General features: G+C 69.4%; 21 protein-coding genes and 4 pseudogenes. 5 read left to right on the top strand and 20 right to left on the bottom strand.

What is annotated here, in order from left to right; all coding sequences use genetic code 11:
- Positions 1-46: 46 nt before the first annotated feature.
- The 6 genes from BWR60_RS02310 to BWR60_RS02285 all read right to left on the bottom strand — a co-directional run bounded on the left by BWR60_RS02310 (position 47) and on the right by BWR60_RS02285 (position 5,816).
- Entirely contained in the window at positions 47-811 is a 765-nt protein-coding gene (locus tag BWR60_RS02310) for a glutamine amidotransferase (RefSeq protein ID WP_088149372.1), read from the bottom strand.
- 3 nt (positions 812-814) lie between these two features.
- Positions 815-1,915 carry a phosphotriesterase family protein gene (locus BWR60_RS02305; protein ID WP_088149371.1) on the bottom strand — a complete coding sequence of 367 codons (1,101 nt, stop codon included), beginning with the start codon at positions 1,913-1,915 and terminating at the stop codon, positions 815-817.
- Positions 1,916-1,923: 8 nt separating this feature from the next.
- The gene (locus BWR60_RS02300) at positions 1,924-2,943 is read right to left on the bottom strand and encodes an ABC transporter permease (RefSeq protein WP_218823302.1); all 1,020 of its coding nucleotides are present in this window, start codon (positions 2,941-2,943) and stop codon (positions 1,924-1,926) included.
- The gene (locus tag BWR60_RS02295) at positions 2,940-3,731 is read right to left on the bottom strand and encodes an ATP-binding cassette domain-containing protein (protein ID WP_218823301.1); all 792 of its coding nucleotides are present in this window, start codon (positions 3,729-3,731) and stop codon (positions 2,940-2,942) included. Before BWR60_RS02295 ends, BWR60_RS02300 begins: the two co-directional genes overlap by 4 nt.
- A 67-nt stretch (positions 3,732-3,798) precedes the next feature.
- Positions 3,799-4,740, bottom strand: coding sequence for an ABC transporter substrate-binding protein (locus tag BWR60_RS02290; protein WP_218823300.1), 942 nt, complete (start codon positions 4,738-4,740; stop codon positions 3,799-3,801).
- Positions 4,741-4,799: 59 nt separating this feature from the next.
- A complete protein-coding gene (locus tag BWR60_RS02285) occupies positions 4,800-5,816 on the bottom strand; it encodes a LacI family DNA-binding transcriptional regulator (protein ID WP_088149369.1) in 1,017 nt (338 codons plus the stop codon).
- 425 nt (positions 5,817-6,241) lie between these two features.
- Between BWR60_RS02285 and BWR60_RS02280 the strand changes: the two genes are divergently transcribed.
- From BWR60_RS02280 to BWR60_RS02270, 3 genes are all read left to right on the top strand, one after another.
- The gene (locus tag BWR60_RS02280) at positions 6,242-8,017 is read left to right on the top strand and encodes an autotransporter outer membrane beta-barrel domain-containing protein (RefSeq protein ID WP_088149368.1); all 1,776 of its coding nucleotides are present in this window, start codon (positions 6,242-6,244) and stop codon (positions 8,015-8,017) included.
- A gap of 311 nt (positions 8,018-8,328) precedes the next feature.
- Complete coding sequence (locus tag BWR60_RS02275) at positions 8,329-10,680, top strand: xanthine dehydrogenase family protein molybdopterin-binding subunit (protein WP_088149367.1); 2,352 nt, start codon at positions 8,329-8,331, stop codon at positions 10,678-10,680.
- A gap of 525 nt (positions 10,681-11,205) precedes the next feature.
- Complete coding sequence (locus tag BWR60_RS02270) at positions 11,206-11,781, top strand: flavin reductase family protein (RefSeq protein ID WP_088149366.1); 576 nt, start codon at positions 11,206-11,208, stop codon at positions 11,779-11,781.
- A gap of 20 nt (positions 11,782-11,801) precedes the next feature.
- Here the strand turns inward: BWR60_RS02270 and BWR60_RS02265 are convergent, their stop codons facing one another.
- Genes BWR60_RS02265 through BWR60_RS02250 form a run of 4 tightly spaced genes read right to left on the bottom strand, consistent with a single transcriptional unit; the run spans position 11,802 to position 15,971 of the window.
- On the bottom strand, positions 11,802-12,968 hold the full coding sequence (locus BWR60_RS02265; RefSeq protein WP_088149365.1) for a M20 family metallopeptidase: 1,167 nt from the start codon (positions 12,966-12,968) through the stop codon (positions 11,802-11,804).
- Between the two features lie 11 nt (positions 12,969-12,979).
- Positions 12,980-13,876 carry a polysaccharide deacetylase family protein gene (locus BWR60_RS02260; RefSeq protein ID WP_088149364.1) on the bottom strand — a complete coding sequence of 299 codons (897 nt, stop codon included), beginning with the start codon at positions 13,874-13,876 and terminating at the stop codon, positions 12,980-12,982.
- Between the two features lie 36 nt (positions 13,877-13,912).
- A complete protein-coding gene (locus tag BWR60_RS02255) occupies positions 13,913-14,659 on the bottom strand; it encodes an SDR family NAD(P)-dependent oxidoreductase (protein ID WP_088149363.1) in 747 nt (248 codons plus the stop codon).
- Between the two features lie 4 nt (positions 14,660-14,663).
- Entirely contained in the window at positions 14,664-15,971 is a 1,308-nt protein-coding gene (locus tag BWR60_RS02250; protein ID WP_088149362.1) for an MFS transporter, read from the bottom strand.
- A gap of 141 nt (positions 15,972-16,112) precedes the next feature.
- On the opposite strand from BWR60_RS02250, the gene BWR60_RS02245 reads away from it, so the two are divergent.
- Together BWR60_RS02245 and mug are read left to right on the top strand one after the other, a co-directional pair.
- The gene (locus tag BWR60_RS02245) at positions 16,113-16,913 is read left to right on the top strand and encodes an IclR family transcriptional regulator (protein ID WP_088149361.1); all 801 of its coding nucleotides are present in this window, start codon (positions 16,113-16,115) and stop codon (positions 16,911-16,913) included.
- A 20-nt stretch (positions 16,914-16,933) separates the two neighbouring features.
- Entirely contained in the window at positions 16,934-17,470 is a 537-nt protein-coding gene (mug, locus tag BWR60_RS02240; RefSeq protein WP_088149360.1) for a G/U mismatch-specific DNA glycosylase, read from the top strand.
- A gap of 22 nt (positions 17,471-17,492) precedes the next feature.
- Here the strand turns inward: mug and BWR60_RS02235 are convergent, their stop codons facing one another.
- The 10 genes and pseudogenes from BWR60_RS02235 to BWR60_RS38895 form a co-directional block, all read right to left on the bottom strand.
- Entirely contained in the window at positions 17,493-18,098 is a 606-nt protein-coding gene (locus BWR60_RS02235; protein ID WP_144445501.1) for a hypothetical protein, read from the bottom strand.
- A gap of 8 nt (positions 18,099-18,106) precedes the next feature.
- Positions 18,107-18,904 (bottom strand): hypothetical protein, encoded by a 798-nt coding sequence (locus BWR60_RS02230; RefSeq protein WP_088149358.1) that lies wholly within the window; start codon positions 18,902-18,904, stop codon positions 18,107-18,109.
- Between the two features lie 200 nt (positions 18,905-19,104).
- On the bottom strand, positions 19,105-19,947 hold the full coding sequence (locus tag BWR60_RS37590; protein WP_218823299.1) for an OmpA family protein: 843 nt from the start codon (positions 19,945-19,947) through the stop codon (positions 19,105-19,107).
- Positions 19,948-19,969: 22 nt separating this feature from the next.
- On the bottom strand, positions 19,970-20,581 hold the full coding sequence (locus tag BWR60_RS02220) for a hypothetical protein (RefSeq protein ID WP_088149357.1): 612 nt from the start codon (positions 20,579-20,581) through the stop codon (positions 19,970-19,972).
- Positions 20,582-20,600: 19 nt separating this feature from the next.
- Positions 20,601-21,173: an invasion associated locus B family protein gene (locus tag BWR60_RS02215; protein WP_144445500.1), complete on the bottom strand. Its 573-nt coding sequence runs from the start codon at positions 21,171-21,173 to the stop codon at positions 20,601-20,603.
- A 13-nt stretch (positions 21,174-21,186) separates the two neighbouring features.
- The gene (locus tag BWR60_RS02210) at positions 21,187-24,237 is read right to left on the bottom strand and encodes a YadA-like family protein (RefSeq protein ID WP_343216349.1); all 3,051 of its coding nucleotides are present in this window, start codon (positions 24,235-24,237) and stop codon (positions 21,187-21,189) included.
- Between the two features lie 62 nt (positions 24,238-24,299).
- Positions 24,300-24,386 (bottom strand): annotated as a pseudogene (locus tag BWR60_RS38910) (hypothetical protein); the annotation flags it as partial.
- Positions 24,387-24,458: 72 nt separating this feature from the next.
- Positions 24,459-24,572 (bottom strand): annotated as a pseudogene (locus BWR60_RS38905) (hypothetical protein); the annotation flags it as partial.
- 174 nt (positions 24,573-24,746) lie between these two features.
- A pseudogene (locus BWR60_RS38900) lies at positions 24,747-24,830 on the bottom strand (hypothetical protein); the annotation flags it as partial.
- Positions 24,831-24,892: 62 nt separating this feature from the next.
- Positions 24,893-25,075, bottom strand: a pseudogene (locus tag BWR60_RS38895) (hypothetical protein); the annotation flags it as partial.
- Positions 25,076-25,200: the final 125 nt, after the last annotated feature.

Here is a 25,200-nt window from a genome sequence, read left to right as displayed (position 1 = left end):
GATTTCGGGTGAGGGGGCGTCACCGGCGTCTCCGCATCGATCCGCCTTACGCTTCTCGGATCGTCCAGGCCAGGGCCTGGGACCACAGGCGGCCATAGCCGGGCCAGGCGGCGAAGTCCGGCGGCAGCCAGTGCGGGCCGATGTCGGAGGTCCATGCCAAAGTGCGGCCCTGGCCGTATTCCCCGACCACCAGCAGCGGCAGGTCGCCGTATTCCGGGCCGACCGTGGCCAGCACCTGCGCCCCCGGCTTCGGCCTGACCTCGTTGAAGCCGAGCAGCGCCGGCCACGGACCCGGCAGGCCGGCCAGGATCGGGTGGTCGGCGACGAGCTTCGGATCGAAACCCTCCGGCACCTCGACCCGGTCGTCGACCGGCAGGATCTCCACCGGCAGCACCTCCTCCACCGCAGTCTTGTGGAAGCGGGCGCCGCCATTGATGCCCTGGAAGCTGTAATAGCCGCCGAACATCAGGAGGCCGCCGCCGCCGCGGACATAGTCGCGCAGCAGCTTCAGCCGGTTCGGCGTGCGCTGGCTGTGCACCCAGGTGTCCGGGTGCAGCAGCAGCGTGTTGGCGCCGATATCGGACAGGATCACCGCGTCATAGGCCGCGAGGCCCTCGAGCGTCTGCGGGAAGTCGCGCTGGGCCAGATGCGCCGGCATGTAGTCGATGGCGAAGGGCGAGTCCCTCAGCGCCTCCAGCAGCGGCTCGGCGCCCTGGTGGTAGGTCACGGTCGGGAACTGGTCGAACCCCTTGATGTGGGTCGCGGTCGAGACCCAGGATTCGCCCGCCAGCAGGATCTTGTGCTTCGCCATCGCTCAGGCCTCGGTTCTAGAATTATGGGCGGCGGAGAAGACCCGCCGCGGATTGTCGATCAGGAGGCTGTCGATCGTCGCGCGGTCGACGCCGTGGCGGCGCAGCCTGGGCACGAAATGCTTCAGGATGTAGCCGTAGCCGAAGCCGCCATAGCGGGTCAGCATCATCTTCAGGAACACGTCCTGCGACAGCAGCAGCCGGTCGGCATGGCCGGACTCGATCAGGCTGACGATCGCCCGCGCATTCTCCTCGTCGCTCGGCGACTGCGCCTTCTGGTCGGCATAGTAATAGTCCATGCCGATCATGTCGTATTCGAGGAAGGCGCCGCGGTCCGCCAGCGCCCGCTGATACGCCAGGTCGGCGTGGCTCGGATTCATATGGCACAGCACGGTGTGCCGCAGATCCGCCCCCTCCTCCTCGATCACGTCGAGCACGCGGTGGGCCAGCCGCTCCCACCCCGGCAGGTGGATCGACAGCGGCACGCCGGTGCGGCGCGAGGCGCGGGCGGCGCCGCGCAGCGACTTCTCCTCCTCGGCGGTGAAATTCTTGCTGATTCCGATCTCGCCGATCAACCCGGCCGGGATCACCGGCGTGTCGTCATCCTCCGGCGGCGGCGCGCCGCCGACATCGCGCACGATGCGCTCGGCGATGGTGTCGGCGTCCATGTCCCGCACCTCCTCCGGGTGCGACTGGCCGAGATAGTAGCCCGCGCCCATGACGATGTTCAGCCCGGTGCGGCGGCTGATGCGCTGCAGCGCCTCCGGGTCGCGGCCGATGCCCAGGCAGGTCGGGTCGACCACGGTGGCGCCGCCCAGCTCGGAGAACTTGCCCAGCTCCTCCACCGCCAGGTCGGTGTCGAGCAGGAAGCAGTTGTCCCGATTCAGGAACGGGTTCATCCGCAGCTCGCCGATCATGGTGATGTCGATCGGCTTCTCGGCCAGGGCGATGTGGCTGGCGCAGCAGGGCCTGCGCCACCAGCTGGAGGTGTCGAGCAGGATGTGCTCGTGCATCAGCGTCACGCCCATCGCCTCGACCGGGATCGGCCCCAGCACGGTCATGACCTGGCCGGAGCGCACGCCGATGGTGCTGTCTGTCGTCGTCATGTCGGGCCTCAGCGGCGGGTCGTGGTCCGGAAGATCCGGAAGTTGAGCCAGATCGCGATCAGGATGATCACGCCTGTGATGATGGGGGTCAGGAACGGCGACATATGTGCCAGGATCAGGCCGTTGCCGATCACCGCCACGGTCAGCGCGCCCAGCACGGTGCCGATCATGGTGCCGCGGCCGCCGAACAGGCTGGTGCCGCCCAGCACCACCGCGGCGATGACGTCGAGCTCGAACCCCGCCCCGGCATTGGCCGAGCCGCTGCCCAGCCGCGCCGCGATGACCACGGCGGCCAACGCCGCGGCGGCGCCGGACAGGACGTAAACGAACAGCGTCACCCGCCGGATGTTCACCCCGGCACGGCGCACCGCCTCGGCATTGGCGCCGATGCCGGTGACATAGCGGCCGAAGCGGGTCTGGGTGAAGATCACGACGCCGAGCGCCAGCACCGCGACGGCGATGATCGCCGGCATCGGCAGCCCCGCCACCCAGCCGCGGCCGATCTCGACGAAGGCGCTGCCGGGATCGACCGGGATCGAATAGCCCTGGGTGATCAAGAGCGCCACGCCGCGGATGATGCCGAGCCCGGCCAGGGTGACGATGAAGGCCGGGATGCCCTCATAGGCGATGAAGAAGCCCTGCACCGCGCCGATCACCGCGCCCAGCAGCACCAGGCCGACGAGCGCCAGCGGCCACGGCACGCCGGCCTGCAGCGCCACGGCCGACAGGGCGCCGACCAGGCCGAGCATCGAGCCGACCGACAGGTCGATGCCGCCGGTGGTGATGACGAAGGTCATCGCCGTGGCGACGATCAGCAGCGGCGCGCTCTGCCGCAGGATGTTCAGGATGTTCGCCTCGGTCAGGAAAGCATCCGTGACCAGGCCGAACAGGATGCACACGGCCAGGAAGAAGATGAAGATGCTGGCGACGCCGCCATTGGCCATCACCTGGTGGCGCAGCCCCGGCGGCCGGTCAGCCTTCGCGTCGCCCCGCTGCTCGGTCATCGCCGTGCTCCCCGCCGCGCTCATGCCCGCGCCTCCGCGCCCGGGGCCATGCGGGCCGACCGGGCGCTGAACTTCCGGCCAACGATCAGGTCGACCACCTCCTCGATATTGGTATCGGCGATGGCCCGCTCGGCGATATTGCGGCCTTCGTACATCACCTGGATGCGGTCGCAGACCAGGAACAGGTCCTGCAGCCGGTGGGTGATCAGGATGACGCTGACGCCGCGGGCGCTGACCGTGCGGATCAGCTCCAGCACCGCCTCGACCTCGGCGACGGCCAGCGCCGCCGTCGGCTCGTCCATGATCAGCACCTTGGGGTCGAAGGAGGCGGCACGGCCGATGGCGATGCTCTGGCGCTGGCCGCCCGACAGGTTCTCGACCTTCAGCCAGGTGTTGGGGATGCGGATGCCGAGCCCGTCCAGCATCGTCCGCGCCTCGGCATGCATGCGGCCCTTGTCGAGGAAGGACAGGCCGAGGGCGCCGCGCCGCGGCTCCCGCCCCAGGAACAAATTGCCGGCGACGTCGACCGTGTCGCACAGCGACAGGTCCTGATAGACCATCTCGACATGGTGCCGGCGGGCATCGGCCGGGCTGTCGAAGCGCACCGCGGCGCCGTCGATCTCGATGGTGCCGGCGTCCGGGATCACGGCACCGGACAGCACCTTGCTCAGCGTCGACTTGCCGGCGCCGTTGTCGCCGACCAGCCCCAGCACCTCGCCGCGGCGCAGGGTCAGGTCGACATCGGTCAGCGTCTGGATCGCGCCGTAGCGCTTGCAGATGCCGCTCATGCGGACGCGGACGGGTTCGTCCAACAGTCCCTCCATCACTGGTCGCATCGGAGATCCCCCACCGCCTCGATGCGGCGGGGGACCGGGCGCATCACTTGAACAGGCCGCGGAACTGATCGACGTTGGCCTTGGTGACGATGGTGACCGGCACGTTGATGATCGCCGGCACGGTCTCGCCCTTCTTCAGCTTCAGCAGGCTCTCGACCGCGACCTTGCCTTCGGTCGCCGGGTCCTGCTGCACCACGGCGGCGACCCAGCCGGCGTCGATGCCGGCGATCGCCTGGGCGGTCAGGTCCCAGCCGAACACCTTGATGTCGCCGGTGCGGCCCTGGCTGGTGACGGCGGAGACCGCGCCGATCAGCGCCGGCTCGCCGGTGGCGTAGAGCGCGGTCATGGCGGGATTGGCGGTCATCAGGTTCTCCGACGCCGTCAGGGCGACGTCCTGGACGTTCTGGCCGTCGACCGTGTCGACGATGTCGACCTTCACCCCCGAATCCGCGAGCGCCTTCTTGAATCCGTCCAGCCGCTGGTTCTGGATGAAGGAGTTCAGGGCGCCGATGACGCCGAGCTTGGCGCTGCCGCCCATGTTCTGCTTCACGTAGTCCGCGGTGTGCTTGCCGATCTCCTCGCCGGCCTTGAGGTTGTCGACGCCAACGAAGGCGGCGTTGTCGCCGTCCGGGATCTGCGCGTCGACCGCGATCACCGGGATGCCGGCCTGCTTGGCCGCGGTGATCGCCGGCTTCACGCCGTTGACGTCGATCGCCACCAGGACGATGCCGTCGACCTTCTGGGTGATGTAGGTCTCGATCGCGTCGTTCTGGGCGCTGGGCACGTTGTTGGCGTTGAAGATCACCAGCTTGGCGCCGGCGGCGTCGGCCGCCTTCTGCGCGCCCTCGTTGATCTGGTTGAAGAACAGCGCCTGCTGGTTGATGGTCACCAAAGCGATGGTCTCGGCCTGTGCCTGGGCGGCTCCGGCCAGCATCGCCGCGCCGGCCAGCGCCGCGGCGGACATCAGTGCGTTCAGTCGGATCATGAAGCTCTCCTCTGTGCGGTGTTGTTGTCGCGTTTCGTCCCCGGCGGCAGGCCTCGCGATCAGCCTGCCGTGTTGGCCTTCCCCGGCGGCGGTCCGACGGATGTGCGGACCACCAGTTCGGTGGGCAGGCGCTGGATCTGCGGCGTCTCCCCGCCCCGGATCTGCGCCAGCAGCGTCCGGATGCCGATCCGCCCCAGCGCCTCGATCGGCTGGCGCACGGTGGTGATCGGCGGGCTGAGGAGGTCCGCGAAGGGCATGTCGTCGAAGCTGGCGAGCGACAGGTCGCCCGGCGCCGACAGGCCGTGCGCCGCCAGCTCCTGCAGCACGCCGACGGCGATGTAGTCGCTGCCGGTGAACACGGCCGTCGGCCGGCTTTCGGCCAGGATCGCCCGGGTGGCGTCGCGCCCGAAATCGCGCTCATAGGCGCCGAACCGCACCAGCCCGTCCTCGACCGCCAGTCCGGATTCGGCCATCGCCCGGGCGAAGCCGGCGAAGCGCTCGCGGCTGCTCAGTAACTGCTCCGGCCCGCCGATATGGGCGATGCGGCGATGGCCGGCGGCGATCAGATGACGGGTGGCGTCATGGGCGCCGGCCTCGTTCTCGACGAAGATCCGGGTGACGTTGGCGCCGGGCACATCCTCATCCAGCACCACCACGTCGGTGCGGCCGTCGATCAGGTCGCGCAGCCGCCCGTCATCGACCCGGTTGGTCAGCACCAGCAGCCCGTCGACATGGCGCGCCGCCAGCCGGTCGATGCTCGCCGCCTCCATCTCCAGGTCGCCGCCGGTGCTGCTGAGCAGGATCGAGAAGCCGGCGCGCCGCGCCTCGTCCTCCGCCGCCGCAGCCAGGGCGGCAAAGAACGGGTTGGCGATCTCGGGCGTGACCAGGCCGATGGTCTCTGAGCTGCCGAGGCTGAGGCGCTTGGCCAGCAGGTTCGGGCGATAGTCCAGCCGCTTCGACGCGGCATCGATGCGCCCGGCGGTCTCCGCCGGCAGCTCGATATTGCCGTTCAGGTAGCGCGAGACCGTGGCCGGTGAAACACCCGCCTCCCGCGCGACGTCGCGAATGGTCGCCATCCCTGTCTCCTTGACCGCACCGTAACCACGGAAACCGGTTTAGTAAACCGGTTTCTGATCAGAAAGGCAGGGCTCGTCGGGAGAATGCGGGAACGGCGTCGCCTCACACTTGGCGCACCAGATCCGCACAGAAATTTCGCTAAGGAGAAACAGAAATTCGTGAGCAATAAGCTGGCACCTGACCGATAGAAGCCAGAATTGGCAGCTTATCATCAATTTATTTATCAATTTCACTGAATTTATCTCAACCAGTATCTGCGTGAATTGCAATTTCTTCTGTACACCCGAGAAAGGAATCCATTAACAAGTCAGAGCATTCGTAAGGCATTTGGTCCGATCCCTTCCACGACCTGACGGTCGGGAGAGATCGGGCCGACCGGCATATCTCTCGGGAGGCTCATTTGGCCAGGATCCCCCTTTCCCCGATGCGGGCACGGCAGGCCGGACGGCGTGTCGCCACTGTGGTTTCGGTCCTGCTGGCGGTCGGAAGCGCCGCCCCGGCCCTGGGCCAGATGCTGCCGCTGCCCCCGGGCGACGTGGTGTCCGGCCTGGTCTATCGCCGGGACGGCACCTCCGTCCCCTTTGTCCGGACCGGGGCCGACGCCAACGCCTACATCTTCAGCACCGCGCCGACCGAATCCTTCGTCAACTCGGCCGCGGCGGCGGTGGTGCGGACCACGGCCCCGACGCAATATGTCCGCGTCTACACCGAAGGCACCACCCGGCCGGTCGGCGGCTTCATCGCCGGATCCGACACGGTGCGCGGCCTGACGGCGGCGGAGATCAAGGACAAGCTGGCCCTGCCCTATCTGCCGGATTCGCTGACCATCGTCCGCGTGCCGGCGGGGACCTGCATCCTGACCGGCACCGGCGCGCCGATCCTGGGCAACTTTCCGGCCAACCCGCCGTCGATCCCGGTGGGCGGCCCGTGGGGCAGCGGCGGCACGGCGCAATCCTCGCTGATCGGCACGTCGAACGACCCGAACTGCGCCAACCCGCAATTCCTGCCGTCGGATGCCTACACCAACCGGCAGCTGATCGGGGACAAGGCCCTGGCCTATGCGCCGCGGGCCGGCGGCGGCAATGCCGGCGCCATCGGCCGGGCACTGGACCGGGCCACGCCACCGGCGCTGTTCGGCGACATGGACAGCGTCTACAACAGCCTCGACCTGCTGAATTACGGCGACTCCGACCCGCTGCAATCGGCCCTGCAGCAGCTCAGCGGCGAGGTCTATGCCGACCTGCCCTCGGTCGAGATCGAAGGCGCCCGGGCCTTCCTGGGCGTGCTGCGGCAGCAGGTCAGCCAGTCTCGCTCCGGCGGCGCGGCGATGGCCGGCGGCCCGACAGCCGCCAGCCCCGGGGAGCCCGGCCGGCCGAACGCCTGGATCGCCGGGCTGGGCAGCGTCGGCCGCCAGTCGGGCGACGGCGACCGGCACGACCTGGACTTCGACGTGCTCGGCGTCGCCGTCGGCTTCAACCATCGCCTGGATGACGGCCTGGCCGTCGGCGGGGCGCTGGCCTTCTCCAGCAGCAGCTTCAACACCCGCAGGCTGTCGGGCGACGGCGACCTCAGCACCGTCTCCGTCGGCCTGTACGCCAGCTACGCGCCCGCCGCCTGGTATGTCGACGGCGCGCTGGGCTACGCCCATGGCTGGGGCACGGTGAGCCGCGCGATCGCCTTCCCCGGCATCGACCGCTTCGCCGCCGCCGACACCGACTCGAACCTGTTCCTGTCCGGCGTCGAGACCGGCTACCGCCTGGCGCTGGGCGACAGCACCGACCTGACCCCCTTCGCCGGGTTCCAGGCCATCGTCGTCAGCCAGGATTCGATCACCGAGAGCGGCGCCGGCGCGGTCGACCTGCGCATCGGCGGCCGGACCGTGACCTCGGCCCAGGGCATGCTGGGCGCCGAGCTGGCGCATCGCCTGGACATCGGCCTCAGCGCCCCGCTCGGCCTGTCGCTGCGGGCGGCGTGGAGCCACGACCTGGCGGATACGGAGCGGAGCTTCGACGGGCGCTTCGAGGGCTCGGACGCCGAGTTCAGCATCGAGGGCGCCGAGGCGCCGCGCGACCTGGCCAAGGTCGGCGTCGGCATCAGCCTCGCGGCGCAGGCGGCGACGCTGTTCCTGCGCTATGACGGCAGCTTTGCTGACGGCTATCGCAGCCAGGCGGCGACCGGCGGGCTGCGCGTCAGCTTCTGAGAGACCGTTTGGAAACTCTATTCTGGCAGCCATCTGACGCGGTTTTCTGCGCTTCCGGTGCTCACGGACCCAATGTTCGCTGCGCTCCGGTTCTCGAAAACCACGCCAGCCGACTCGCCGGAGCGAATTTCCAAACGGTCTCTGAGGCCTGCGATGATCCCGGGGGAGAGTTGCCAAAACGGCTTCTCTCATCCCGGGCCTTGCTCGTAGTCTGGAGTCTCCCTGTCCCGAATCTCGACAGACGTCCCGCCAGAGACGTCTCGCCAGCGCGCGACGCCGAGGTTCCACCCGCAGCGATCGAGACTCCGCCGATGAATGACGTCTTCAAGGCCGAGGATTCCGCCGCCCTCAAATTCGGCGTCGGCCAGCCGGTGACCCGGATGGAGGACCCGACCCTGCTGCGGGGCGAGGGCCGCTACACCGACGATGTCAGCCTGCCCGGCCAGGCCCATGCCGCCTTCGTCCGCAGCCCCCACGCCCATGGCGTGATCCGCGGCATCGGCACCGATGCGGCGCGGGCGATGCCGGGCGTGCTGGCGGTCTACACCGCGGCCGACCTGGCGAATTACGGGCTGCTGAAATGCGTGATCGCGTTCCAGCACCGCGACGGCACGCCGATGGCGACGCCGCCGCGCCACGCCCTGGCGGCGGACAAGGTGCGCTTCGTCGGCGACCCGGTGGCGGTGGTGATCGCCGAGACCGCGGATCGGGCGCGCGACGCGGCCGAGGCGGTGGAGCTGGACATCGATCCCCTGCCCGCGGTGACGCGCGTGCCGGACGCGATCGCCGCCGGGGCGCCGCAGCTTTATGACGAAGCCCCGGGCAACCTGGTGCTGGACTACCATTTCGGCGACGCGGAGAAGGTGGCCGAGGCCTTCGCCCGGGCCGCCCATGTGACGCGGCTTGAAATCCTGAACAACCGCGTCGTGGTCAACGCCATGGAGCCGCGGGCGGCAGTGGCCGCCTTCGACGCCGGAACTGGCCGCTTCACCCTGCATGCCCCCAGCCAGGGCGTGTTCGGCAAGCGCAACAACCTCGCCGCCGTCATGGGCATCCCGACCGAGCAGATCCGCCTGCTCACCGGCAATGTCGGCGGCTCCTTCGGCATGAAGGGCGCGGTGTTCCCGGAATATGTCTGCCTGCTGCACGGCGCCCGCGCGCTCGGCCGGCCGGTGAAATGGACCGACCACCGTTCCGACAGCTTCGTCTCCGATCATCACGGCCGCGACATGGAGGTGGTGGCCGAGCTGGCGCTGGACGCCGAGGGCCGCTTCCTGGCCACTCGCTTCACGGGATACGGCAATCTCGGGGCCTACCTCTCGCAGGTCGGGCCGATGATGACGACACTGAACATCGCCAAGAATTCCATCGGCATGTACCGCACGCCGCTGGTCGAGGTGAACACGCTCTGCGCCGTCACCAACACCGTGCCGATCGGCGCCTATCGCGGCGCCGGGCGGCCGGAGGGCAACTACTACATGGAGCGGCTGATCGACACCGCCGCGGCCGAGCTGGGCGTCGACCGCATCGAGCTGCGCCGCCGCAACATGGTCGCGCCGGGCGAGCTGCCGTGGCAGACCCCGGCCGGCACCGCCTATGACAGCGGCGACTTCCCCGGCCTGCTGGCCCGCGCCGTGGAGGCCGCGGACTGGGCCGGCTTCCCGGCCCGACGTGACGAGAGCGCCGCCCGCGGCAGGCTGCGCGGCCTGGGCATCGGCTGCTATCTCGAGGTGACGGCGCCGCCGAGCAGCGAGATGGGCGGCATCCATTTCGAGCCGGACGGCACGGTCACCATCGTCACCGGCACGCTCGATTACGGCCAGGGGCATTGGACGCCCTTCGCCCAGGTGCTGCATGCGAAGCTGGGCATCCCGCTCGACCGCGTCCGCCTGGTGCAGGGCGACAGCGACCGGCTGATCGCCGGCGGCGGCACCGGCGGGTCGAAGTCGATCATGGCCAGCGGCGCGGCGATCCTGGAGGCGGGCGGCCTGGTGATCGAGAAGGGCCGGCAGATCGCCGGCCACCTGCTGGAGGCCGGGGCCTTCGACATCGAGTTCCGCGACGGCCGCTTCAGCGTCGCCGGCACCGACCAGGGCATCGGCCTGATGGAGCTGGCCGGCCGGCTGCGCGCGGGGATGCAGCTGCCGCCCGACGTGCCGGAGTCGCTGGATGTCGACCACATCTTCAAGCAGGCGCCGTCGGCCTACCCCAATGGCTGCCACGTCGCCGAGGTCGAGATCGACCCGGAGACCGGCGTCACCGAGGTGGTGCGCTATGTCATGGTCAACGACTTCGGCACGGTGGTGAACCCGCTGCTGGTCGAGGGCCAGCTGCATGGCGGCGTGATGCAGGGCGTCGGCCAGGCGCTGATGGAGCGCACGGTCTACGACCCGGAGGGTCAGCTGACCACCGGCTCCTTCGTCGACTACCAGATGCCGCGCGCCGCCGATGCTCCGCCGGTCTTCACCTTCGAGAGCCGGCCGCAGCCGACCGCGACCAACCCGCTGGGCGCCAAGGGCTGCGGCGAGGCCGGCTGCGCCGGATCGCTGCCGGCGGTGATGAACGCCGTGGTCGACGCGCTGTCGGGCCTGGGCATCCGCCACATCGACATGCCGGCGACGCCGCTGGCGGTGTGGCAGGCGATCGCGGCGCGGCAGGGTTAGGCGGAGCGATTGCGGTCAGGTCGCGGTCCGCGTTCGGCGGCCGAGAGGATGTCAAGCGTCTTCGCGTGGCCTCTCCCGCCTGGCGGGACTTTTTCAGAATTCCAAAGACCGTCATTGCGAGCGCAGCGAAGCAATCCAGGGGCCGGTTCGCACTGGCCCCTGGATTGCTTCGTCGGCTTCGCCTCCTCGCAATTGTGGATGTTCATTAATTCGTTGATCGTTTCGGAGGCTGAAGAAGCCGCTCTCAACGCATGGTCCGCCGCTATGACCAGCAGATTCAGCCTTGCTCAATGGAGCTGTGGGTAAGCTGCCTGCCGCAGCGACCTTCAAGAGTTTTACAGCAATGACGGTAAGGGGTGGCGGTGTGAAAGCGCCCGCAAGCGGGAGAGGCGACGCCTTGTATCTGCGGTGGCGATCCTGCTGAGCTCATCCCGCACCAGACGCGCCTGTCAGCCCTGCCATCGCGCCCCCTGCGGATCCCGCCGGGCGTGGTGTAGGGTCGGCGCATCACAGCGAAGCGGCACCATGGATCCCCACATCGCCCCCGTCGATCTCGCCAAGGCGTATCGGCTGATCAATCACGGCCCCACCGTGCTCGTCTCCGCCCGCGCCGGCGGCGTCGACAATGTCATGGCCGCGGCCTGGGCCTGCGGGCTCGACTTCTCGCCGCCGAAGCTGACCGTGGTGCTGGACAAGATGGTCCGGACGCGGGCACTGCTCGAGGCCAGCGGCACCTTCGCCGTCCAGGTGCCGACGGCCGCGCAGCTGGAGCTGACCCGGATCGTCGGCACGCGCAGCCTGGCCGACGACCCGGAGAAGCTGCGGCAGGCCGGCGTCGGGCTGTTCGAGATGCCCGGCCACGACCTGCCCTTCGTCTCAGGATGCTCAGCCTGGCTGGCCTGCCGGCTGATCCCCGAGCCGCATGTCCAGCAGACCTACGACCTGTTCATCGGCGAGGTGGTCGGCGCCTGGGCCGACACCCGCGTCTTCCGCGACGGCCGCTGGCATTTCGAGACGGCGCGACCGGAATGGCGCAGCCTGCACCATGTCTCCGGCGGCCATTTCTACGCCATCGGCGACGCGCTGGACGCCAGGGCCTGACAGCCAGGGGCGGAGGAGCGTCAGCCGGCCAGGCGGCCGATCGCCAGGAAAAGGCTCTGCGCCCGGGGCACGAAGCTCTCGACCTCCATATACTCCTCCGGCGAATGGGCCTTGCCGCCGACCGGCCCGACCGCGCAGATGGTCGGGCAGCCGACGCTGGCGGTGAAGCCGGAATCGGCGCAGCCGCCGGAGAACTCGCCTGCCACCTTCAGCCCCGCCTCCCGCGCGGCACCGACATAGGTGTCGAACAGCGCGGCCGACGCCTCGTCCTGCACCAGCGGCTTGAACTCGCCGCGGATCTCCACCGTCGCGGTGGTGCCGGGCACGGTCGCGCTGGCGGCGATGCGCTCGATCTCCGCCAGCGCACGGTCGCGGTCGGCCGGCTGGAGATAGCGCAGGTCGATCTGCGCCTCCGCCCGGGGCGCCACCGTGTTCACCGACTGGCCGCCGGAGACCAGCCCGACATTCAGCGTCACGCCGCGGGCGAGATCGGTGATCGCCTGCAGCGCCACGATCTTGTGCGCCAGCTCGGCGATGGCGCTGATGCCGTCCTGGAAATTGCCGCCGGAATGCGCGGCCTTGCCCAGCACCTCCATCTGCAGGAACACGCCGCCCTTGCGGCCGGTCACGACATTGCCGCTGGGCCGCCCGGGCTCGCTGTTGAACACGGCCCGCGCCTCCCGCGCCGTCGCCTCGATCACCGGCCGGCAGGAGGGCGACCCGATCTCCTCGTCGCTGGTGACGAGGCCGATCAGCGGCGCCGGCGCGCCGCCGAACCTGGCATAGGCCGCCAGCACGAAGGCATTCATCACCAGACCCGCCTTCATGTCGCAGACGCCGGGGCCATAGGCCCGGCCGTCGGCGATATGGAACGGGCGGCGCCCCGCCTCGCCCTTCGGGAAGACGGTGTCGCGATGGCCCATCAGCACGATCGGCTTGTTGCCGCCGCCGGCCGCCGGCACGGTCGCGCGGATGACGTCGCCATGCCGCTCCTGCGGCACGGTCGCGGTGGCGATGCCGTGCTCGGCGAAGAAGCGCTGCAGCCGCTCCCCCGCCGCGTCGACGCCGGCCTTGTCGTAGGAGCCGGAATCGATGTTCACCAGCTCCTCGAGCAGCGCCAGCATCGCGCCCTTCTGGCCGGCCAGCCAGGCCAGGGCCGCGGCCGGCCCCTGGGTAACGTCGGTCATCGGCGGCTCCGTCAGGCGGCGTTGTCGCGGGCCCAGGCCGCGACCTCGGCATGGGTGCCGAACCACACGCCCGGCTTCGACTTGGCGTGGCGGATCAGCTCGTCGATGATCCAGATGCGCGACCGGTAGCCGATGATGTGCGGATGGCAGGTCAGCTGGAAGACGCCGCCCTCCTCATAGGCCGCGTCGAATTCGCGCCGGAAGATGTCGAAGACGTCGGCCGGCGGGGTGTAGGGGCGCAGGCTCTGGAACCGGTGCATCATGAAGTAGACGGCGTCGTCGCGCACCCATTCGACCGGCAGCTCGACGATGCCGGTCGGGGTGCCGTCCAGCACCAGCTCGTAGCAATCCTCGTCGGCCATCAGCGAGCTGTCATAGAGCAGCCCCATCTCGGCCTCGATGCGCAGCGTGTTCGGGCTGAAATCCCAGGACGGTGTGCGCAAGCCCACGGGGCGGACGCCGGTGATCTTTTCCAGCGTCTCCGCCGCCCGCATCATCAGGTCGCGCTCCGCCTCATAGGGCAGGACGGAGTTGAGCTCGTGGATCCAGCCATGGATGCCGATCTCGTGCCCGGCCGCGACGAGGGCCCGCTGCTCGTCCGGATGCGTCAGGGCGGCCACCGCCGGCACGTAGAAGGTGGCCTTGACGCCGTGGCGGTCCAGCAGCGCCGCGATGCGCGGCACGCCGACGCGGTTGCCGTACTGGCCCCAGGCCATGCGGCCGATCGACTTGCCGCCGTCGCGCAGCTCGTTGGTCTCATGGTCGCTGTCGAAGGACAGGGCGACGGCGCAGCGCGCCCCGCCGGGCCAGGCGGCCGGCCGCAGGGCGCGCCCGGCGCGCACCTGGTTGATCAGGCGCTGCCAATGCGCGTCAGGCCACTGCCAGGGTTCGAGGGCGGGTTCGGTCATGGGAGGCACTCCTTGAAAAGGTCAGGCCTTCAGGGGTCAGGCGACGGGACCGCCGGTCACCGGCAGCACCTGGCCGGTGATCCAGGACGCGTAGTCGGAGGCGAGGAACAGCACAGCATGGGCGATATCCTCGGGCCGGCCGAGGCGGCGCATCGCCACGCGCTCGACCAGCGCCTTCTGGCCGGCCTCGCCATAGCCGGCCCATTGCCGCTCATAATCCGGGCTGGTCGGCATGAAGCCGGGGGCCACGGCGTTGACGGTGACGCCATGCGGCCCCAGCTCGGCCGCCAGCTGCTTCATCAGGCCCAGCTGGCCGTGCTTGGCGGCGGCGTAGCTCTGGATCCCGGTCAGGCTGGTGGCGAGGCCGGAGCGGCTGGAGATGATGACGATCCGCCCCTGCCCCGCCTGCTTCATCAGCGGGGCCACGGCCCGGGCGCAGAGGAAGGCGCCGGTCAGGTTGGCGTCGACGATGGCGCGCCAATCCTCCGGCTCCACCTCCTCGATGGGATGCGGGGACTGGCCGCGCACGCCGCCGGCGACATAGACCAGCCCGTCGATCGCGCCGGCCTCGGTCACCATCGCCGCGACCGAGGCCGCGTCGGTGACGTCCGCCGCCAGGGCGTGGATCGCGCCGCCGCCGGCGGCCGGGCCGGCGAAGCGCGCGACCTCTTCGGCCAGCAGGTCGCTGGCGAAGACCTCGGCGCCACGTTCGGCGAAGGCCTCGGCGATGCCGCGGGCGGCGCCGGCCACCAGGATGCGCTTGCCGGGAAAGGCGATGTGCATGGCGTCAGCCCAGCTGGTCGCGTGCCGTCTCGCGCAGCCCGGCGATGACGACGGCGGAGATGATGGCAGCGGCGATCAGGTAGTAGGTCGGCGCCACCGGCGACCCGGTGGTGCTGATCAGCCAGGTGGCGATATAGGGGGCGAAGCCGCCGAAGATCGCGGTCGCCAGGCTGTAGCCGGTGGACATCCAGGTCGAGCGCGAGCTGGTCGGGAAGATCTCGGCGATCGCGGCCGGGCCGGCGCCGGAGAACAGCGCGATCATCAGGCCGAACACGATCTGGATCGCCGCCACGGTCAGGAAGCCGGCGCCGGAGGCCATGACCGAGAACAGCGGGTAGCTGAGCACGATGAAGGCGGCGCAGCAGGCCAGCAGCAGCGGCTTGCGGCCGATCTTGTCGGACAGGTGGCCCATCGCCGGCACCGCGACCACCAGGACCAAGAGGCCGATCGTGTTCGACCACAGCGCCGCCGTGGCGCTGAGGCCGCCGAACTTCTGGGTGAAGGTCGGCATATAGCTCAGCATCACGTAATAGGCGACGGTCCAGATGATGGTGAAGCCGAAGGCCCGGCCGGCCAGCACCAGCGGCGAGTCCGCCGGGGCGGCCGGGGCCGTCTTCTTCACCTCCGCCTGGGCCGCGCGATAGGCCGGCGTCTCGTCGATGTTGCGGCGCATATAGATGCCGACCGGCACCAGGATCGCGCCGATCAGGAACGGGATGCGCCAGCCCCAGCCCGCCATCTGGTCGGCGGTCAGCACGGTGCTGAACAGGGCGGCGACGCCGGAGCCCAGCAGCAGCCCCAGCGCCACGCTGGCCTGCTGGAAGCTGCCGAAGAAGCCGCGCCGGCCCGGCGGCGCCCATTCGACGATGAAGGCGGTCGACCCGCCCCATTCGCCGCCGGCCGAGAAGCCCTGCAGCAGGCGGCAGACCACCAGCAGCACCGGGGCCAGCACGCCGATCGTCGCGTGGTCGGGGATCAGGCCGATGCCGACGGTGCCGACCGCCATCATGAAGATGGTCAGCACCAGCGCCGCCTTGCGGCCTCTTGTGTCGCCGATGCGGCCGATGACGATGCCGCCGATCGGACGGGCGACGAAGCCGACGCCGAAGGCCGCGAAGGTGGAGAGCAGCGCCCCGACCTCGTCGGCCGAGGGGAAGAACGCGTGGGCGATCAGCGTCGCCAGGTAGCCGTATATGGCGAAATCGTACCATTCGAGGATGTTGCCGATGACGGCGGCACCCACGGCCTGGCGCCCCTTCATGGCGGGCCGGTCCGTGCCGATCCCCGCCCTGCCCTCCGCGTATCCGGACATGGATGCCTCCTGTTCCGGCCGCCGCCGGACATTGCCGCGGCGACCGCCTGCTAGCGCTGTTTGTTGTGCGTCTGTATCGGATTGTGATACTATAAATCGTAAAGCGATTTCCGTACGCCCGTCAATGGGACAGGAGCTGTTTTGTCCGGCGATTCCCTGACCGTGGCCTCGGTGGAGAAGGCCTTCCGCGTGCTGGAGGCCTTCGGCCATTCGACCGATGAGCTGGGGCTGACCGAGATCGCCGGCCTGACCGGGCTGGACAAGAGCGCGGCGCAGCGCTTCGCCCATTCCCTGTGGCAGGCCGGCTATCTGGAGAAGAACGAGCGGACCCGCCGCTTCCGGCTGGGCAAGCGGGTGCTGACGCTCGGCTATTTCTACCTGCGCTCGAACCCGCTGATCGAGGCGGCGACGCCGGCGCTGATCGAGCTGCGCCGGGCGTGCGGCGAGCGGGTCAATCTGAGCCTGCACGACGACCTGACGCTGATCTACGCCATCCGGCAGCAGAGCAAGCGCGAGTATTTCTACGGCACGCTGATCGGACGCCGGGTGCCGGTGTTCTCCTCTGCCGGCGGCCGCGCCATCCTGGCCGCCCTGCCCGACGACCGGGCGGACGACATCATCGCCCGGTCCGACCGGTCGCCGCTGACGCCCGCCACCATCACCGACCCGGCCGCGATCCGCGCCAAGGTGGCGGAGGCCCGGGCGCAGGGCTACGGCCTGGCGGTGGAGGAGACTGTGCCGGGCGAGCTGACCCTCGGGGTGGCGGTGACCGACGCGGCGGGCGTGCCGGTGGCCGCCATCCACATCGCCGGGTCGGTGGCGGAATGGGCGCCGCAGGACTTCGCCACACGCTTCGCCCCCTTCGCCATGGAGACGGCGCAGTCCCTCAGCCGGTCGCGGATGGTCACCGCGACGGGCGGGGCGGTGCTCCGCCGGTCCTGATGACGCCGCGATAGCCGCCGATGGAACTGTCCGCCTTCGACATCCTCGCGCCGGGCCTGCCGGTGGTGTTCTGCGGCATCAACCCCAGCACACAGGCGGCGGCGTCCGGCCACAATTTCGGATCGGCGTCCAACCGCTTCTGGCCTGTCCTGCACCTGGCCGGCTTCACGCCCATGCGGATCGCGGCGCAGAACGACCGCCGCCTGCTCGAATTCGGCTGCGGCATCACTGCCGCCGTCCTGCGGGCGACGCGCAGCGCCGGCGAGCTGGACGGCCGCGAGCTCCGCGGCTCGGGCGACGGGCTGCGCGCGAAGATCGGGCACTTCCGGCCCGAGACGATCGCCTTCCTGGGAAAGGCGGCGTATGAGGCGATTGTCGGCACCAGGGTCAATTGGGGCCCGCAACCCGCGCGGTTCGGCGGTGCCGCCGTCTGGATCCTGCCGAATCCGAGCGGGCTGAACCGCAGTTTCGGCCTGGCCGATCTGGTCGGGGCCTACACGGCCTTCAGGGAGGCGCGCTCATCCTCCCTGGCGCGGTGGATGGCCCGAACGGCGTAGGGCGGCGGTGCTCCCAAGGCGGCTAGTGGAACAGGGTGATCGACAGCCCGAGCAACACCCAGAATGGCCCGACATAGCACAAGGCGGTGAGGATCGATCGCCAGCCGAGACAATCGGCGAGCATCGCCGCCCTCTCGCCGCCGAGGAGCTGCCGGCAGAGAAGAATGCTCTGGTGGCCAGGGTCGAGGGGATATCGCGCGCCCGTCTCGCGAAGATACGCCTCCGCCAGATCGGTTATGTTCCTCCCGTCGATCCACCATTCCTGGCTCAGGATGCGGCCGTTGGCCGCCCTCTCGATGACGGCCGGGCCGTCGATGCGGTTCAAGCGGTTGTCCCGGTACCAGAATTCGATCCGGCTGCCGTCCGGCCGGTACTGGACATAGGCCGGGTCGATGGCTCGGCTGTCCCGCTCCCCGTCACATCGTCCCTCGGATCCTGGCGTGCCGTCGCGGCGACGGACGACCAGCGGTGAAATCCCCGCGGCCCGGAGCGGCCCGCGTCCCGGGCTGCGGCAGGCCCCCACGCCCGCCGATGGCCTCGCGAGCGGAACGATCCTTGCGCCGCCAGACGTCCTGCCCTGCTCCATGGCCTCCTCCGCCGGCTGGTTCGATGGCGTCACGAAGGTCAACCCGGCCGTCAATCCCGGCCGGCCGCGTTCAACGACGATATGATGCCGCTTCCGGCGAAATTTCCCCGGTACATATGCTGGCCGAGATGCCCGAGATCGGAATTCAGATCGGCATGGACCTTGCCCCCGATGTCCCGCCACCGGCGGCAGAAGGCATAGTCCTCCGACAGGTAGCGCCGGCTGTCCGGGTCGATCATGCAGTCGAAGAACAGCCAGTAGAACGGCGCCTCGGGATTGTCCGGCGGACCGTCGGGGACGTAGTTGAGCTCCGGATAGCGCTCCATCATCCGGCTGAACACGTGGCGCTTGATGGTCATGAACCCGGTCGGCGCCTCGGCGACCTCGACGAAGCCGTCCTCGGTGGTGAATTTCGACAGCGGTTCGGACCCGAGGCCCACCGGATTGAACGGGTAGTCGGTGTACAACGCCTCGAACGCCTCCTTCGTGGTGCCGGCAGGGACGCCCTGCTGCGGCCAGTTGAAGCGCTTGATCGGATAGATCCCGGCCGCCACGTCGTGGTCCGCGAGCAGCAGGCGGATCGCGGCCTGGGGCTGGAACTCGATATCCGAGTCGATCCAGAACAGATGCGTGTATTCCTCGTGCATCAGGAAGAACTTGACGATCTCGTTCCGCGCCCGGGTGACCAGGCTTTCCGCCCGCATGTGCAGCGACGACGGCAGTCCCAGGCGGATCGCCTCATGCGTGAGCAGGAACATGCTCGTCACATAGTTCATCGACACGGCCGAGATGTAGCAGGGCGTGGCCCAGAGCACGTTCATCGACCGCAGTGCATCGACAGGGAGCATCTCGGTATCTGGCTTCCAGCTTGAAAGGAACTCGACGATCCGGTCCTGCCCGGTGCCGCCACGGCCTCGGGCCTATCGGTCGTGCTGACCCTCGGGGACCATGATCCGTCTGGCGACAGTGCGGATCATGGCCCCCGAGCACCGAGATCCGTGTGGGCGCCGGACTCTCGGTTTCTCGTATCCGCGGAACATGCGCGGGGTCAGGTGCAGACCCATTCCTGGACGGAGCAGGCCTTGGCGTCGCCGCCGCAGGTGGCCGAGGCCTTCTCCTCCGCCTCCCGCCGGGTCGTCGCGGAGGCGGCGCCCCAGGGGGCCGGCCGGCCGCTCGCCTCCGGCTCGCCGACGACCAGGGCCCCGCAATGCTCGTAGGGGAAGCCGGACTTGTCGTCGTCGCTCCACCAATGGCGGTAGTTGCGGAACAGGGTGACGACCCTGCAATCCTGCCCGCCCCGGTGCACGCAGTGACGCAGCGCGATCTCCTGCGCCTCCTCCGGCTTGTCAGCGCCCCAGAAGAAGCCGCGCTTCTCGTCGCGCACCGAATAGGCGATGGCGCCCCAGATCCCCGGCCCGAAGCCCTGCCCGACCGCCGGCGCGCCGGCCGGCGACAGGACGATCTCGACGCGACGGTTCTGCGGCTCGCGGACGCCATCGGCGGTCGGGACCAGCGGATCGGACTCGCCGACGCCCTTGACCGCGATCAGGCTGTCGGCAACGCCGTCGGCAACCAGTTCGCGACGGATCGATTCGCCACGCCGGACCGAGAGGGCCTGGTTGTACTGGACCGAGCCCGAACGGTCGGTGTGACCGGTGACGTCGATGCGGGTGGTCTTGCCCTGGAGGGCATCAGCCGCGGCCGAGGCCACCACCTGTTGCGCTTCCGGGGTCAGATGCGAGCTGTCGAAGTCGAAGAACACCAGGTAGCTGCGGTCTGGGATGGTATCGACCGTCCCGACCACGGCCGGCGCCGGCGTCGGATCGGCCGCGCCGGCCGCGGAGGCGAGGCAGGCCGCCGCGGCGAACACGAGGAGGGCGGATCGCAGCATGGTCGGTCTCCCGCAAGAATCCTCAGCCGCCGATGCTGAGGCTGGTCATGGCGACACAGGACTGGTCGAGCGGCACCAGCACGACCTGCGCCCCGTTGGGCATGGCGACGGTGGGCAGGTCGCCCAGCGAGCCAGCCTGGCCCCTCTGGTTCACGAGCTCGGCCGAGACGGCCTGGCAGGGCGCCTTGACCGGAGTCACCCGCACCAGCGTGCCCTCACAGGACCGCCCGACCGGCGCCGCGAAGACGACGCCGGCGCCGCGCTGCCCCTGGCTGTCCGCAGTGCCGTCCAGCGCCACCAGCGACGCGACGGCATGGGCATCGGCAGCCTTGGTGTTCCATTGGGTCTTCGCCGTATAGGTCTCGTCGGCGACGACGCCGCGGCCGAGCGTGGTGAAGACACTCTTGCAGGCGCCGATCTTGCCCTCGCGCGCATGGTCTTCGAAGATCGAGGCGACGGCCTGCTGCGCGGTCGCCGGATCTTGCTTGGCTGCCTCCACGGGTGCCGCCGGGGCGGCGGCCGCGGCGGGCTGATTCCTCTTCTCGGCCGCCTGGCCGATCATCACATCCGCGCCGAACACGCCGCCAAGCACGACGGCGCCCAGGAGAGGCACGAGGAGCAGGGCTTTGTTCATCGATCGATCCTTTGCGTTGCTACTTCATCGCCGAGAGAGCGGCGAACAATCCTTCGAGCGGTGCCTGGAACGAGACTTCTCCGTCCGGGAGCTCGTAGGTCACGGTGCAGTCGGTCCCGGCCTGGATGTGCCGGCGCAGCATCTGGCCGATAGCGATGGTCGCGACGCAGACGGTTGCGTCGCAGCGGTCGGTCTGGGCGACGATCCGGTCCCGGCCGTCGCCCAGCGCCAGGCCGATCTCCGCGCCCTCCCCCACCGCCGCGGGCACCCGCATCACCACCAGGGGCTTGCCGTCCGCCGTGGCCACGAAGGACCAGTTGAAGACCGGGGCCCCCTGCTGGTTGACGATGGACTGCGTCAGGTTGCAGATCCGACGCTTCGACTTCAGGCTCTCGTCGCAGATCAGGGTCCAGTTCTCGAACGGCTGGATGACCCGCCTGTACTGGCCGAGCTGCTCCCCATCGGGAATGGCGACCTCCGAGGACTTCACGACGTAGGTGGAGGGCAGTTGCACCCACCCCACCGCCCGCGCCGTCCCGGAGATCGCCGACAGCGTCAGCGCCACCGCCAGACATCCAGCCGCCAGCCTCATCGGCCGCCCATCCTCAGTTGAGGGTGAAGGAGACGCCGATGCCGGCGCCCCAATCCCCATCGCTCTGGATGGCCGAGGCGTTCACCCGGACCCAGCCGGACTCGGCAGTGTAGCCGAGGCCGAGGGCCAGGGCCCCCTGGTCGTGCCACATGCCGCCGCCCACCGAGGCGCTGAGCTTGCCCGGACGGTCGTCGTAGCGCAGCGACGATGCCGCGATGCCGATCGCCGCCCCCTGCCAGGCCTCCCGCCGCGCCTGCTTGATCTTCCCGTTCAGGGAGTCGAAGGCGCCGTTCAGCTGGTCGAGGTTCACCGCATCCGTGCCATTCACGCCCGGCGCGACATTGCCGATCGTGACCGGCGCGTTCGGGTTGCCCCCTCCCAGAGTGATCCGGTTGGTCAGGTTGCCCGAGCTGTCGGTGTCGTACTTCACCGAGATGTTGGCCAGCGCCGACAGCTGGCTGACATTCACCGCGTCGGTCGCGGCCGAGCCCGCGGCGACGTTGGTGAGGCGCCGTTCCGACCCGGAGGAGCCGAAGGACACCTCGCCCGTCGCCACCCCGGCCGTCTTCATGCCCACCACCGGCGCGTAGGCCGCGTCGGAGAGGTTGGCCATGGTGGTCGAGCCGGCGCCCAGGGCCAGGGAGTTGGCGCTGGTCGCCTTCGCCCCGGCGCCGATCGCGATCGCGTTGTTGGCCGAGGCGCTGGAGCCGTTGCCCATCGAGATCGCGTTGCTGGCGCTGGCGGTCGAGGCCGGGCCGATCGCGGTGCTGTTCGTACCGCTGGCAACGGAGTCCGCCAGGGTCGAGTTGGTGTGGAAGTACTTGATGCCGGCGCCGCCGATGATCGAGCTGTCGACCTGGCTCGCCAGGGAGTAGAGCTGCGAGCCATTGATCGCGTCGGTGGAGTCCTTCGTGATCCGCCCCGCCGCCACATTGGTGATGGTGCGCTCGGCGCCGACATCGCCCACGCTCACCGTGCTGGTCGGGTTGGTCCCGGCAAAGCCATCGAGCGTGAAGTTGTTGAACGAGGCGCTCGAGGTCCCGACCACGGCCTGCGTCTTCGAGCCCGAGCCCAGGGCAACGTCGCCGGCATTGGCACTCGCCTGCGCCCCATGGCCCATGGCCACGCTGTCCTGGGTGGAGGCCACCGCCGTCGGCCCGACCGCCACCGAGTTGGTGCCGTTCGCCTGGCTGTCGGCCAGGGTCGAGTTGGCGTGGAAGTACTTGATGCCGCCGCCGTTGTTGATGTTCGTCAGGCTGTTGTTCACGGCTTCGAAGGCATTATAGACGGTCGTATAGCCCTTGCCCTCGATGTTGTAGGTCGGGCCGGTGATCGAGCCGTCCGGATTGATGACGGTTGTTCCGCCGAACAGGTTCGTGATGTTCTGCGTCGTACCCTTGAGCTGCGAGACGTTGACGGCATCGGTGTCCGCCGAACCGGCGGCGACATTCGTCAATTTGCGCTCGGCTCCGCCGGCCCCGATCGAGACCTCGCCGACCGAATTCTGCGGTCCTGCAAGGCCAAAGGCCGTGTAGTTCGTCTGGGCGCCGACGGTGGTCCTTGAATTGCCGCCAAGCGCGATGCTGTTGGCGAAGGTGCTCTGGGCGCCTGCGCCGATGGCGATGGCCTGGATACCGGCGGCCAGCGAGTTCGTGCCGAACGCCAGGCCGTCGGCCAGCATGACATGGGCGTTCTGGCCGATCGCCGTGCCGCCCGGCGCTGTCTGGTCGACGATCGCGCCATTGCCGATGCCGACGCCATTGTCACCGTTGACGACCGTCGTGGGACCGACGGCAACCGACTGATCGCCGACCGCGAGCGAATCTCCCGCCGTGGAATTGGCGTGGAAATATTTGGTCGAGGTCACAGCGACGGAAGCTATGGCGCCCTGAAGCTGCCGGATCGTCACGGCATCCTGGGCATCGGTGCCGTCCGCGACATTCGTGATCTGCCGGTAGGACTTGTCCGTGCCGACGGATACCGCGCCGAGAAGGGTCTTGTCCGTCGTGTTGTACTCGATGATGGCCGGCCCGGCACCGATCTGGCCCGTTGCCGGAGACAGTGCGCGATCGGCGACCGATCCGGAACCAAGCGCCACGCCACCCAGGACCGTGGCCTGGCTGTCACGGCCGAGAGCCAGTGAACTGTCGGCAACCGCGGTCGCCTGGTAGCCGACAGCGGTGGAGCCGATCCCCTGAGCCGAGGAGTCGGTGACCGGCAACGTCCTGTCATTGGTGCGCACATACCGGATGCCACGGCCATTGGCGTCGGTGTAGCTCTTGGATGTATCGCCGGCGATGTTGTTGATCGTGTCGCCCAGATTGGTGATCGCACCCGTGTTGACAGTGACCTGCTGGTTGGTGGCGAAGAGCTGAGATCCGTTCACCGCATCGGTCGAGGTGTCCGAGAGACGCCCGGCCGCGACATTGGTGATGGTCCGCTCTGCGCCCGCCGCACCGACGCTGACCGTCGAGGTCGGGTTCGCACCGGCGAAGGTGTAGGCCGTCCCGCCGATCGTCGCCCCGCTGGTGCCGACCGCCGCCTCCGTCGTGGAGCCGAAGCCGAGAGCGACGTCGCCCGCATTGTTGGCGACCGCATTCGGACCGATGGCGACGGAGTCCGTCCCCAGCGCCTGCGAGTCAGGCTCGGTCGAGTTGGCGTGGAAGTACTTGATGCCCTTGCCGTTGTTGATGTTGGTGACCTCGTTCGCGACGGTCTCGATCGCCTGGTTCGAGGCGAAGAGCTGGGAGCCGTTCACCGCGTCGGTGGAGTCGACCGCAATCCGGCCGGCCGCSACGTTGGTGATGGTCCGYTCCGCCCCCACCGCGCCGACGCTGACCGTCGAGGTCGGGGTGGCTCCGGCGAAGGTGTAGGTGGTGCCGGCGATCTTGGTGCTGGCAGTGCCGACCACGGCTGCGGTGGTGCTTCCCGAGCCAAGGGCGACGTCACCGACATTGGCCCCGGCGGTCGCACCGTGGCCGACGGCGACGCCGTCCTGCACCGAGGCCACCGCCTCGGGACCGGCCGCCGTGCTGTCCGTCCCGGTCGCCTGGCTGTCCGCCAGGGTCGAGCTGGCGTGGAAGTACTTGATCCCGCCGCCGGTGCTGATGTTGTCGACCTTGGTGTTCAGCGCGCCGCCGTGGTGCTGCCCGAGCCGAGGGCGATGTCGCCCGCGTTGTTGGCGACCGCATTCGGGCCGATGGCGACGGAGTCCGTCCCCAGCGCCTGCGAGTCCGGCGCCGTCGAGCTGGCGTGGAAGTACTTGATCCCCCCGCCGTTGTTGATGTTGGTCACGGTGGTCGTGACGCTGTCGACAGCTTCGTTGGTGGCGAAGAGCTGCGAGCCGTTCACCGCGTCGGTCGAGGTGTCGGAGAGCCGCCCCGCCGCGACATTGGTGATGGTCCGCTCCGCCCCCGGCGCCCCGACGCTGACCGTCGAGGTCGGCGTGGCGCCGGCGAAGGTGTAGGCCGTGCCGCCGATGGTCGCGCCGGCCGTGCCGACCGCCGCCGCCGTCACTGAGCCGGAGCCCAGCGCCACGTCGCCGACATTGGCCCCGGCGGTCGCGCCGTGACCGACCGCGACGCCRTCCTGCACCGAGGCCACCGCCTCGGGACCGGCCGCCGTGCTGTCCGTCCCGGTCGCCTGGCTGTCCGCCAGGGTCGAGCTGGCGTGGAAGTACTTGATCCCGCCGCCGGTGCTGATGTTGTCGACCTTGGTGTTCAGCGTGTCGACCGAGGTGTCGAGCTGGCGTGGAAGTACTTGATCCCGCCGCCGGTGCTGATGTTGTCGACCTTGGTGTTCAGCGTGTCGACCGAGGTGTTGGTGGCGAAGAGCTGGCTGCCGTTCACCGCGTCGGTGGAGTCGGCCGCGATGCGGCCGGCCGCGACRTTGGTGATSGTCCGYTCCGCCCCCRSCGCGCCGACGCTGACCGTGCTGGTCGGGGTSGTSCCKGCGAARTTGTAGGTGTYKCCGGCGATCGTGGTGCTCTTTGTCTGGACCRCSGCCGCSGTGGTGCTGCCCGARCCGA

It is taken from the genome of Inquilinus limosus, from assembly GCF_002195995.1.
GTDB classification, from domain to species: domain Bacteria; phylum Pseudomonadota; class Alphaproteobacteria; order DSM-16000; family Inquilinaceae; genus Inquilinus; species Inquilinus limosus_C.
This window is presented reverse-complemented; position numbering and strand designations above follow the sequence as displayed.

Coding starts and splice junctions, on each gene's coding strand:
- BWR60_RS02220 (WP_088149357.1), bottom strand. CDS start 20,581: ATGAACAAAGCCCTGCTCCTCGTGCCTCTCCTGGGCGCCGTCGTGCTT.
- BWR60_RS02310 (WP_088149372.1), bottom strand. CDS start 811: ATGGCGAAGCACAAGATCCTGCTGGCGGGCGAATCCTGGGTCTCGACC.
- BWR60_RS02255 (WP_088149363.1), bottom strand. CDS start 14,659: ATGCACATCGCCTTTCCCGGCAAGCGCATCCTGGTGGCCGGCGCCGCC.
- BWR60_RS02290 (WP_218823300.1), bottom strand. CDS start 4,740: ATGATCCGACTGAACGCACTGATGTCCGCCGCGGCGCTGGCCGGCGCG.
- BWR60_RS02215 (WP_144445500.1), bottom strand. CDS start 21,173: ATGAGGCTGGCGGCTGGATGTCTGGCGGTGGCGCTGACGCTGTCGGCG.
- mug (WP_088149360.1), top strand. CDS start 16,934: ATGGAACTGTCCGCCTTCGACATCCTCGCGCCGGGCCTGCCGGTGGTG.
- BWR60_RS02305 (WP_088149371.1), bottom strand. CDS start 1,915: ATGACGACGACAGACAGCACCATCGGCGTGCGCTCCGGCCAGGTCATG.
- BWR60_RS02265 (WP_088149365.1), bottom strand. CDS start 12,968: ATGACCGACGTTACCCAGGGGCCGGCCGCGGCCCTGGCCTGGCTGGCC.
- BWR60_RS02260 (WP_088149364.1), bottom strand. CDS start 13,876: ATGACCGAACCCGCCCTCGAACCCTGGCAGTGGCCTGACGCGCATTGG.
- BWR60_RS02280 (WP_088149368.1), top strand. CDS start 6,242: ATGCGGGCACGGCAGGCCGGACGGCGTGTCGCCACTGTGGTTTCGGTC.
- BWR60_RS37590 (WP_218823299.1), bottom strand. CDS start 19,947: ATGCTGCGATCCGCCCTCCTCGTGTTCGCCGCGGCGGCCTGCCTCGCC.
- BWR60_RS02300 (WP_218823302.1), bottom strand. CDS start 2,943: ATGAGCGCGGCGGGGAGCACGGCGATGACCGAGCAGCGGGGCGACGCG.
- BWR60_RS02230 (WP_088149358.1), bottom strand. CDS start 18,904: ATGCTCCCTGTCGATGCACTGCGGTCGATGAACGTGCTCTGGGCCACG.
- BWR60_RS02250 (WP_088149362.1), bottom strand. CDS start 15,971: ATGTCCGGATACGCGGAGGGCAGGGCGGGGATCGGCACGGACCGGCCC.
- BWR60_RS02270 (WP_088149366.1), top strand. CDS start 11,206: ATGGATCCCCACATCGCCCCCGTCGATCTCGCCAAGGCGTATCGGCTG.
- BWR60_RS02275 (WP_088149367.1), top strand. CDS start 8,329: ATGAATGACGTCTTCAAGGCCGAGGATTCCGCCGCCCTCAAATTCGGC.
- BWR60_RS02285 (WP_088149369.1), bottom strand. CDS start 5,816: ATGGCGACCATTCGCGACGTCGCGCGGGAGGCGGGTGTTTCACCGGCC.